Genomic DNA, 10,593 nt, shown 5'->3' on the forward strand with positions numbered 1-10,593 from the left:
GACCCGTCTATAAGGCTAGGGTTCAAGATGTAGCTTCGCTCAAATAATGGGGAATATATGCTTACGGTCACTCATATCGCAAAACAGTTCGGCGTTTCTCGTACCACTATTTTGTATTACGAAAAAGAAGCGCTTTTGATGCCCGCTTACCGTTCTGAGAATGGCTACCGCTGGTATGGCGACAAAGAAGTTCAACGCTTAAAAACAATTACCTCTTATCGCTCGTATGGTCTGTCTATCGCAAGTATTCGTACATTGTTAAATCGAAACGCAGAATCTCAAACTCAGATATTGAAAGATCATTTCAATGAATTAGAGAAAGAAATTCAAAACCTACGCGCACAGCAAAAAGCTGTTGTGATGCTGCTTCAAGAACCGAGTTTATTAGAGGAAAATATTGTGAATAAAGATCGTTGGGTAGAAATAATGGTTGCAGCAGGATTCACTGAAACCGATATGATTAAATGGCATCAAAAATTTGAAGCACTAGAGCCACTAGAGCACCAGAAGTTCCTAGAGTCACTGGGAATTTCTAGCGATGAAATCATTAAGATTCGCGCGCTATAAAATAAGAACAACCTCAAGGATGAGGTTATCCACATAAATTATATTCATAAAAAATAATGTTTTGATTATTCTCTTCCAACGCAACAAAACCTACTTTTTGAAGTAACTTTTTCGAAGCCTCATTTTTCATATCTACACCACCAATTAGTTTTTCAGCCCATTGGTTATCACGGCAGCATTGAAGTAAGCCAATCAGTAATTCGCTACCATAACCTTGATACCAATGAGATTCAGCTAATAAATAACCTAAATTAGCTGTAGCAACATCTGATTCAGAAAGGAAAACAAAGCCAATAATCGAATCACAACCTTTATGCTTAACTGAGCATAAATGACTTTCTGATAACATTCTCATAAGCCAAGTTTCGGCTTTTGATGTAGTATTAATTTCATGAAAATAAGGTGGTAACGATTCGACAACCGAAGCAGAAAGTAAACTAATAATCTCTGATAATAAGATTGATTTCATTAATTCTGACATCGAATAAAAATCAACATTTACAACCTCAAGTCTAGTTGTCGTAAATGCTAGAGATGTAAATTTAGATTTATTTATCACACTGCCACCATAATGAAACAAAGACTCGACAACTTAACAACACAACGTTGGACAGCCAAATATTTTGTTATAAAATAGAGCCCCTAAAAAATAAACTATTCCATCAACAACAAACTCTTTTACTATAAAAATTACGGCTTGTTATTTATATTCTTTGTTAAATCAATGCTGTTTCCATATTTCAGGATCAATAAAACCCACAATCCTGACGGTTATTGTAGTATTTTTATCTGATTATAAGAAACTATATCTATTTAGGGTGCAACTGGTGACTCGCTGATTTTCCTTTGCACCAATGCCCACCTGCATGTTGTTTGAAAGCACACATTCGGGACCATTTGCCGCTTACATTGGCATAATGTTCCATAAATTGTTCACTATGCTCAAGCCAAGCATCAGGCGTTATTCCCAATTGTTGCAAAATCTTTGATTGGCTAGATGCAATAAAACCTTTTTTATCATTTCGAATACAACGGCCAGTCCAATCAATAAGTTCGAGATAATCGACAAAAGCAAAATTTATCCCTGGTATTTTCTCCTGATGTTCAGCACCAACAAAGGGTAATAATTGAAAGTGACCTTTATTTGATGGTGATTGTTTAGCAGAAGTTTTCAGTTGCTGATATTCACGAATGCGCTGCTGAATTGAAGTAAAATCAGACTGTTCGAGTGATGGTATAACGCCAGCCCTAATCGGATTTAAATCAACATACATCATGCACGATAATAACGCTTGTTCATCTAGTAATGCTTGAGATTTAAACCGTCCTTCCCAAAACGCCCCTTTACATTGATCTTCTTTATTGGCTTTGCGGGCGATTTCTTCATTAAGGCAGCGCATAAACCAGCTAATACTGCCTAATCGTTGTTGCCATTCAGCCACTAAATTTGATAATGCTTGTTGTTTATCTGCGCCTATTTGCCCTTCTTTTAAGAAATCGACCGCAATAGGATGACCATTAAATAACTGTAACCAACGCGATATTACCGCTTCTTGAGTTAGCTTTTGTTGTTGCTCTGTATCTATTTTTAGCACCAAATGATAATGGTTACTCATCACCGCATAAGCACAAACATCAATACAAAAAACAGCTGCTAATTGTTTGATTTTATTTACTATCCAACCACGACGATGGTGATAGTTTTTGCCGTTATACGGGTCGTCGCCGCACAAATATGCACGCCGCACACAACGATTAATTACATGATAAAAAGGCGTAATTTGAGGCTCTATCAATTTCCGTCTTGAGATTGTCATTGGCTTTACCATAAGCAACTTGAAGCTTAAGTGTAGTTACTCATGGTTAATGTGCAAGGATATGGCTGTCCTTTATTTTTTTGGAAAATGAACACACATCAAATGTAACTAAATATAATGGATTCATTGGTTCTAGCTAAAATAACACCTCTATCTATTCAAAACGTTGGGTAGGTATGACGAGGTATTATTTAGAAAACAACTTATGGGTGTCCTATTTTTTTCTCAATTTTTTCCTCTCTTTTATTTCTCGTTTTCATTAACCAATTTTGAGACATAAGGCACGTTTCTTAATTTGTTTTGCCACGGTAAACCATAACCTACAAGCAAATCATCATTTTTCATTTCATACGCAAAATATTGAGGCACAGCAATATCAACCCGACTTGGCTTAACAAACAGTGTCGCGATAGATAATGAATTAACGTGATAATTATCTGAAATATGCTGGATTAAGCGTTTCATGGTACCACCCGACTCAATAGCATCATCAATCACAATCACATCTCGATGTTCAATATTAATATTCTGATGATAAACAATCTTCGAATTATTATTACTATCACCGGGTGTATGTGGACATGAAATATAATCCATACAAATATCAAACATTAATTCACGAACTAAATCTGCTGTAAACAATATACCACCGGGAACCACACTAATAATGACCGCATCTTGAAAACGTTCATTCAGCTTTTTAGCAACAATACTTACACCCTCTTTGATTTGCTGCTGGCTTAAAACCAATTCACCAATATAATTATTTTTCATCAAACATCCTTAATTTTTATTAACTGAGTGACACCATCTTTATTTGTTATAGCGTTCTAATCGCCATTGGATGAACGGCACTTAATTCCAATAAATTCCAAAGATTACCGTATAGATCTTCGAAAACGGCTACTGTCCCATAATCTTGAACTTGTGGTTCACGAACAAATTTAATGCCGTCAGAAACCATACGATTATAGTCTCGCCAAAAATCATCTTGCTCTGGTTTTGATGCGCGTGCCAACTCCCTTGAACCAGGAGGCGAAATAACCACCCACCGTTTATCTTGCTCAGCCTGATAAGTATCTTCAACCAATTCAAACTTCAACTTATTCACATAGAAATCAATGGCTTCATCATAATCTTTCACAACTAAAGCAACATGGATGATTGACTTTTCATTAATATTATCCTGTTATTTTCTTACATCTAAATGCTAACAATATTATACGAAATACTGCATCTTCTTTTTTGTCACTAAAAACAAAATAATACCACCAATTAAACCAGACAGTGAGCCAATTAGCCCAACACCAATATACAGGTTGATTAAAAGACCGAAAATGACAACAATATAAAAACCATATATTGCTCGCTTTTTCCACATCCATATTCCAATCGCTAAAAATACATTAAGCAGGCACACGCCACCTAGTAAATAAACTAACCCTAACGATATATTTGGAAATGCTGTTATAACCATGTCTGGATTTAAAAAATAATTAAATACAGACAAAGCATTTGCGATCACCATTAAAACCAAGAATGCTGTTAACCAAAAGCCACGCTTTCTTTCTTCAATCACTGCTACCATTCAATTATCTCCCTCAGATTTTATTAAACTCATAATAGCTTATTATATTAATAACTAGCTCAAATTTATTCTTTGAATCCGTAACATCTTTTTCTCACAATAATACAAAAACATTATAAATCTGATACATTTTTATTTATAGAATCCGATAATAATCACAAAGTGAGGATTGGTTATTATTCGTCATCTCGGAAGCGAAGCATGAGCTATCCGTGATCTATTCATCACGTGATCGAGCTTAAAAGACATCAATGAAATAGTAATTCTACAACACGCTGATGGTAAATTCCCTATCGCCCTAGCGGACATTTACTGTAGGGAATGACGTCAGGTGGTTTGTATTCACTATAGGGAATGACGGTGGGTAGTTCGCATTCATTGTAGGCAATAAATGCCGGGGGAAGTTTGATCGTTATAGTAGAAAAATAACGGAGTGGGCAATAACAAAATAACGCCCATAAAAAAAGAGGCGCTGATAATCAGCGCCTCTTCATTAAAGATTATTGAGTAGTGATACTACCGAATTGTAACCTTATTTTTTAAGGTCAAAACGGTCAGCGTTCATTACTTTAACCCATGCATTGATAAAGTCATTAGTGAACTTATCTTCAGCATCAGCACAAGCATATACTTCAGCGATTGCACGTAGTTGAGAGTTAGAACCAAATACTAAGTCAACACGTGTTGCCATCCACTTCTGCTCGCCAGTCTTACGATCAGTACCTGCGAAGATATCTTGGTCAACAGAAGTTGGTTTCCATACTGTTGCCATATCTAGTAAGTTTACAAAGAAATCATTAGTTAATGTTTCTTTACGGTCAGTGAACACACCGAACTCACTACGTTGGTAGTTGGTATCAAGAACACGCATACCACCGATTAGTACTGTCATTTCAGGCGCTGTTAGGGTTAGTAACTGTGCGCGGTCAAGTAGCAATTCTTCCATTGCAACTGTGTATTTTGCTTTTTCAAAGTTGCGGAAGCCATCAGCGATAGGCTCCAGAACAGAGAAAGAATCTACATCAGTTTGTGCTTGTGTTGCGTCAGCACGACCAGGTGTAAACGGTACAGATACATCATTACCTGCTTTTCTAGCAGCCATTTCAATACCAACACCACCAGCAAGTACGATTAAGTCAGCTAGAGACACTTCTTTTGCGAAGTTTGCCTTAATGCTTTCAAGTACAGTTAATACTTTATCAAGCTGAGCTGGTTCGTTCACTTCCCAATCTTTTTGAGGCGCTAAACGAACACGTGCACCGTTAGCACCACCACGCATATCAGAACCACGGAATGTAGATGCTGATGCCCATGCTGTAGATACTAACTCGTGTACAGATAAGCCAGATTCTTCGATTTCAGTTTTTAATGCTGCGATGTCTGCATCATTAACAACATCATATTCAACTGCAGGAATCAGATCTTGCCAGATGAACTCTTGTGTTGGAATTTCAGAACCCAAGTAACGAGCACGAGGACCCATATCACGGTGAGTTAGTTTGAACCAAGCGCGAGCAAATGCTGCAGCGAATTGTTCTGGGTGCTCATAGAAACGACGTGAAATTTCAGCATAAACAGGATCAACACGTAGTGAAATATCTGTTGTTAGCATTGTACCTTTGTGCATACCTTCGCCGAATGCATCTGGGTATTCATCACGGCCGTCTTTAGCGATCCATTGGTGTGCACCTGCTGGGCTCTTCTCTAATTCCCACTCATGGCTAAATAAGCTATGGAAGAAGCCAGTATGGTTCCATTCTGCTGGTGTTGTTGTCCAAGTAACTTCAAGGCCACTTGAAATTGTATCAGCAGCATTACCACTACCGTAGCTTGATGCCCAACCAAAACCTTGTTGTTCGATACCAGCCGCTTCAGGTTCTGCACCAACGTGCGCTGCATCACCAGCACCGTGTGTCTTACCAAATGAGTGACCACCAGCGATCAATGCAACAGTTTCTTCATCATCCATTGCCATACGAGCAAATGTTTGACGAATATCATCAGCAGCAAGTAGTGGATCTGGGTTACCATCTGGACCTTCTGGGTTTACATAGATAAGACCCATCTGAACAGCTGCTAATGGATTTTCTAGCTCACGTACTGCATCACCTTTTTCGTAACGAGTATCATCAGCTAACCATGTTTTCTCTTTACCCCAATAAACGTCTAGCTCAGGTTCCCAGATATCAACACGACCACCGGCAAAACCGATTGTTTCAAAGCCCATTGATTCTAGAGCAACGTTACCCGTTAGGATAATTAAGTCAGCCCAAGAGATTTTATTGCCGTATTTTTGCTTAATAGGCCAAATTAGACGACGAGCTTTATCAAGGTTAACGTTATCAGGCCAGCTGTTTAGTGGCGCAAAACGTTGGTTACCAGTACTTGCACCGCCACGGCCATCAGAAGTACGGTAAGTACCAGCACTGTGCCAAGCCATACGAACAAAGAAAGGACCATAATGACCAAAGTCTGCAGGCCACCAATCTTGAGAATCAGTCATTAAATCACGAAGATCTTGCTTAACAGCTTCTAGATTTAGTGTTTTAAATGCTGCTGCATAATCGAAATCATCACCCATTGGGTTTGATTTAGTATTATGTTGGTGAAGTAAACCTAATTTAAGCTGATTTGGCCACCAATCGCTTGGAGAGGTACCATTACCTGGATTAATTGAAGGATTAACCGCTTGTGTATGATTGAATGGGCACTTTGACATTATTATTATCCTAATTTTTCGTATGATTACTGATAATCATTAAACATCATATTTTGTATAAACATAGCCTAATCAAATAATATAGTAACGTTATTTTTGTGGGTAAATTTAAAATCTAATAAATTAAATTTATCACTGAAGTAAGTGGCTTGTTTATTCGTTAGGTATAATTTATAGCACTTAAAGAATTAAAGACAATACTCCCTATCTATCAATTCAATAGACAATAGTTATCAAAAATAAACACCCCGTATATTTAAAAATTTCATCGCCACCATGAAAAAATTAGCCCCCAATACATGCAGAGCTTAGGTAAACTAACATCTTATAATTAATGGTATTTTTGGTTCTCATACCACAAAATACCATTAATATTTGGAAGGAAGATCTATTATTTATAATAATTAGGGATAATAATGAAAAAAACTTGGCTTACAATCGTAGCGTGTTTATTTACAGTGTCGTGTTCAACATCACCAACACCTGATTGTATTTATAATTGTGCACCATCAACGAATATTGGAAATAATAACAACAATAATAATTTCGGTGCACTCACTGAATCACAACGCCAAGCATTACTGAACTACCTTGAAAGCCAAGTTAAAAAACAATGGGGCGACGATAATTATTTACAGGCGGGTAAACACCGTTATGTGAAATATTTTGATGGTTATCGTACCCGTGCACACATTGATTTTGATAACGGCAAAATTTATGTTTCAACGGTAACTCAACATGCACCGCAACACACCCTTAAAAAAGCGATTGAAGAAACATTATTAATGCCCGCAGATCCATCTCAAGTTGACATCTTTAGTGATAAACCCATTCCACTTAATGGTAAACCTTTTTTGCTAGGCCAAGTGAAAGATCATCAAAATCAAAATATTCAATGGCCTTGGCGTGCAGGTCAATATGCTGACTACTTAATTGCAAATAAATTGAAGACCCAACAACTCCAACGCGGTACAGCATACTATGTTGAAATTAATATGGTCGCAGATCACCTTGAGCAACGAGAATATCAATATGCTGATCTGATTCGTCAAGCCGCTAAGCGTTACGATATTGATGAAGATCTTATCTACGCTATTGTAAAAACAGAAAGTAGCTTTAATCCTTATGCCGTGAGCCATGCAGGGGCTTATGGATTAATGCAGGTCATTCCTAAAACAGCAGGGGCTGATGTATTTAATCTGGTAAAAAATAAACCTGGGATTCCAACTAAAGAATACTTATTTAATCCAGCCAATAATATAGATACTGGAACAGCGTATTTTTATATTTTAAAAAATCGTTACTTAAAAGAAGTTCAGCACCCCACTACTAAACATTACACTATGATTTCTGCTTATAACGGTGGCACCGGTGGCGTACTGGCAACCTTTGATACCGACAGAAAACAGGCGATGGTGGATCTTAACCAGTTACAACCCAATCAAGTTTACTGGGCGTTAACCAATAAACACCCCAAAGCAGAAGCTCGACGCTACTTAGAGAAAGTACTCAATTTTCAAAAAGAATTTGAAGCAATGTAATGGATAGGATATGACATTACGATAACAATAAACTCATTGTCTGTGTATACTGTATAAGCATACCTTTTTGATGTAAGTATTTAGGGATAAAATATGATCATTCTATTAGTACTATTCATTATATCGGCATTAACACTGGTTATTTCACTGCGTTTATGCCGATTTAACGATAGTCCGAACGAACAATCAGTCAATACCACACCAGCGTCACCACCGCCGATATTAGAACAAAAACAACAAATATCGGAACAATTATTATAATCAAAGTTAAACACACACAATGCTCAAGTGTGTGTTTATATAATTTCTCAGCCCAAAGCTATTTCATGATTTTAGCTTAGTTAAGTTCCGCAATTGCAGGACGAATATAACCTTTATTGCGCTGTAAAAGTGCTTTCGCTGTCTCGCTATCAATCCCTGTTAATACCATCACAATCGCTGTTTTACAGTGGCCATCACATGCATCTAAGGCTACTTCTGCTTGCTCACGATCACATTCCGTCGCTTGCATCACAATCTGCTTTTGACGTTCAACTAATTTAGCGTTGGTCGCTTCTACATCTACCATCAAATTGCCATAAATTTTACCCATTCGAATCATTGCGCCAGTTGTAAGCATATTAAGCACTAACTTTTGGGCAGTGCCCGCTTTCATACGTGATGATCCAGTTACAACTTCAGCGCCGACAACTGGTGTGATCACAATATCAGCAGCAGCCGTCATTGGACTTTGAGGATTACAACTTACACAAGCGACAGTCGCCCCCACAGAACGCGCATACGCCATTGCCCCTAATACATACGGCGTACGTCCACTGGCAGCAATACCAACAAGTACATCTTTGGCAGAAAAATGGATGGCTTTTAAATCATCAGCGCCCATTTCAACATTATCTTCTGCATTTTCAACTGCTTTTAAAATCGCTTGATGGCCACCTGCAATTAAACCGACCACTTGTTCTGGCGCACTGCCATATGTCGGTGGACACTCACTTGCATCAAGAATACCTAAACGGCCAGACGTACCTGCACCAATATAAATTAACCGTCCACCTTGTGAAAATGCAGTAGCGATAGCATCCACAGCTTGAGCAATCGCAGGTAATGTTTGCTCAACAGCCAATGCGACTTTTTTATCTTCATTATTGATAACTTTCAGCATCTCTAACGTTGATAATGTGTCTATCGCTTCACTGGCATTATTTCGGCTTTCAGTGACTAATTTCGTTAAATCAATTTGCATGGTAACGCTCTAAAATCAATAACATTAGTGATAGCATAACGTATTCATGTTGCGATTAAATAATAATTTCACAATCAAACGACGGCCGAGCAACCAATAGCAACAGATAAATACAAAATCATCATACTTTTATTTATGGCTATCGATTATGCTAATAGCATCACCTCAATACCAACCAAACCTATGACGATTCTTGCTAATATTGCCAATATCAAATCACAGTTATCACCTAGCGCCCAGAAAATTGCAGCTTTAATATTACAACACCCAAAATCCGTGGTAACGCTGTCATCGCAGCAACTCGCACAGCAAGCTAATGTTGGTCAATCAAGTATCGTTAAATTCACGCAAAAGCTAGGATTTAAAGGGTTTCCAGCGTTCAAAATGGCAATGATTGAAGAATTGGATCGTCAACAAGCCATTGGCAGTGATCCGCAACAGCTACCCAACCAAATTAGCCCCAATGATAGCGTTATTACTCTCGCGCAAAAATTAGCACATCAAAAAACTGATGCCATCATTGAAACGACAAATGCCATCGATGAAGCCTCATTTCACCATATCATTGCGCTATTTACCCAAGCGCAGCGTATTCAATTAATCGGTTTAGGTGATGCCGCAGGGATTGCGAAAGATTTTAGTACTAAATTACTGACACTAGGCATGGCAGTAATTACACAACAAGAGCCCTCACTTCAGATCATCATTACCCACACACTACAGCCAAGTGATATGCTGTGTGTCATTGGTGAAGAGATCCACCAGCCAGAGATCATTCAGGCTACACACCAGGCAACAACGAAAGGTGTACCATTAGTGGCCTTAACTTCCCACGACTCCAGCACATTGCGACAAGTTGCACAATTTACACTGGATACCTTAGCGGTAAAGACATCAATGTGTAGTCATACTCAAAAATACAATTATTCAATTGCATTACAAGCAGCCCAACAGACCTTAACCGATCTATTATTTATGGCTCTCGCGCAACAATCGCTTAAAAACTCACCAACGAATAATCTTTAATCGTTTTTAAAATCAGCACTACGACATTTTTTTGTTAAAAACGCGAAAGTTATGCATTTATAACCATGAAAATACGAAAAAAGAATGGAACC

11 protein-coding genes are annotated in these 10,593 nt (G+C 38.0%); 4 read left to right on the plus strand and 7 right to left on the minus strand.

Annotated features, from left to right (window positions below):
• The first annotated feature begins 57 nt into the window (after positions 1 to 57).
• On the plus strand, positions 58 to 567 hold the full coding sequence (locus tag CZ809_RS05340; RefSeq protein ID WP_080156339.1) for a MerR family transcriptional regulator: 510 nt from the start codon (positions 58 to 60) through the stop codon (positions 565 to 567).
• 25 nt (positions 568 to 592) lie between these two features.
• Here CZ809_RS05340 and CZ809_RS05345 read toward each other — a convergent pair whose 3' ends face one another.
• From CZ809_RS05345 to katG, 6 genes are all read right to left on the minus strand, one after another.
• Positions 593 to 1,126: a GNAT family N-acetyltransferase gene (locus tag CZ809_RS05345; protein ID WP_080156340.1), complete on the minus strand. Its 534-nt coding sequence runs from the start codon at positions 1,124 to 1,126 to the stop codon at positions 593 to 595.
• A gap of 250 nt (positions 1,127 to 1,376) precedes the next feature.
• Complete coding sequence (locus CZ809_RS05350) at positions 1,377 to 2,384, minus strand: transposase (RefSeq protein WP_080156341.1); 1,008 nt, start codon at positions 2,382 to 2,384, stop codon at positions 1,377 to 1,379.
• 243 nt (positions 2,385 to 2,627) lie between these two features.
• Entirely contained in the window at positions 2,628 to 3,158 is a 531-nt protein-coding gene (locus tag CZ809_RS05355; RefSeq protein WP_080156342.1) for a phosphoribosyltransferase, read from the minus strand.
• Positions 3,159 to 3,204: 46 nt separating this feature from the next.
• Complete coding sequence (locus CZ809_RS05360; protein WP_080156343.1) at positions 3,205 to 3,564, minus strand: VOC family protein; 360 nt, start codon at positions 3,562 to 3,564, stop codon at positions 3,205 to 3,207.
• 39 nt (positions 3,565 to 3,603) lie between these two features.
• Positions 3,604 to 3,972, minus strand: a complete 369-nt coding sequence (locus tag CZ809_RS05365; RefSeq protein WP_080156344.1) for a hypothetical protein — start codon at positions 3,970 to 3,972, stop codon at positions 3,604 to 3,606.
• A 532-nt stretch (positions 3,973 to 4,504) separates the two neighbouring features.
• Entirely contained in the window at positions 4,505 to 6,691 is a 2,187-nt protein-coding gene (gene katG / locus CZ809_RS05370; RefSeq protein ID WP_080156345.1) for a catalase/peroxidase HPI, read from the minus strand.
• A 416-nt stretch (positions 6,692 to 7,107) separates the two neighbouring features.
• On the opposite strand from katG, the gene mltC reads away from it, so the two are divergent.
• Positions 7,108 to 8,232, plus strand: a complete 1,125-nt coding sequence (gene mltC / locus CZ809_RS05375) for a membrane-bound lytic murein transglycosylase MltC (RefSeq protein ID WP_080156346.1) — start codon at positions 7,108 to 7,110, stop codon at positions 8,230 to 8,232.
• 93 nt (positions 8,233 to 8,325) lie between these two features.
• Positions 8,326 to 8,493 (plus strand): hypothetical protein, encoded by a 168-nt coding sequence (locus tag CZ809_RS21135; RefSeq protein WP_159447936.1) that lies wholly within the window; start codon positions 8,326 to 8,328, stop codon positions 8,491 to 8,493.
• A gap of 76 nt (positions 8,494 to 8,569) precedes the next feature.
• Here the strand turns inward: CZ809_RS21135 and murQ are convergent, their stop codons facing one another.
• Positions 8,570 to 9,475, minus strand: coding sequence for an N-acetylmuramic acid 6-phosphate etherase (murQ, locus tag CZ809_RS05380; RefSeq protein WP_080156347.1), 906 nt, complete (start codon positions 9,473 to 9,475; stop codon positions 8,570 to 8,572).
• Positions 9,476 to 9,610: 135 nt separating this feature from the next.
• Between murQ and CZ809_RS05385 the strand changes: the two genes are divergently transcribed.
• Entirely contained in the window at positions 9,611 to 10,501 is an 891-nt protein-coding gene (locus tag CZ809_RS05385; protein ID WP_080156348.1) for a MurR/RpiR family transcriptional regulator, read from the plus strand.
• The last annotated feature ends 92 nt before the right edge of the window (positions 10,502 to 10,593 follow it).

The sequence above is a fragment of the Photobacterium piscicola genome (genome assembly GCF_900166965.1).
GTDB classification, from domain to species: domain Bacteria; phylum Pseudomonadota; class Gammaproteobacteria; order Enterobacterales; family Vibrionaceae; genus Photobacterium; species Photobacterium piscicola.

Excerpts from the sequence above, each read along its gene's own strand:
- CZ809_RS05340 (WP_080156339.1), top strand. The coding sequence starts at position 58 with ATGCTTACGGTCACTCATATCGCAAAACAGTTCGGCGTTTCTCGTACC.
- CZ809_RS05350 (WP_080156341.1), bottom strand. The coding sequence starts at position 2,384 with ATGACAATCTCAAGACGGAAATTGATAGAGCCTCAAATTACGCCTTTT.
- CZ809_RS05355 (WP_080156342.1), bottom strand. The coding sequence starts at position 3,158 with ATGAAAAATAATTATATTGGTGAATTGGTTTTAAGCCAGCAGCAAATC.
- CZ809_RS05365 (WP_080156344.1), bottom strand. The coding sequence starts at position 3,972 with ATGGTAGCAGTGATTGAAGAAAGAAAGCGTGGCTTTTGGTTAACAGCA.
- katG (WP_080156345.1), bottom strand. The coding sequence starts at position 6,691 with ATGTCAAAGTGCCCATTCAATCATACACAAGCGGTTAATCCTTCAATT.
- mltC (WP_080156346.1), top strand. The coding sequence starts at position 7,108 with ATGAAAAAAACTTGGCTTACAATCGTAGCGTGTTTATTTACAGTGTCG.
- CZ809_RS21135 (WP_159447936.1), top strand. The coding sequence starts at position 8,326 with ATGATCATTCTATTAGTACTATTCATTATATCGGCATTAACACTGGTT.
- murQ (WP_080156347.1), bottom strand. The coding sequence starts at position 9,475 with ATGCAAATTGATTTAACGAAATTAGTCACTGAAAGCCGAAATAATGCC.
- CZ809_RS05385 (WP_080156348.1), top strand. The coding sequence starts at position 9,611 with ATGGCTATCGATTATGCTAATAGCATCACCTCAATACCAACCAAACCT.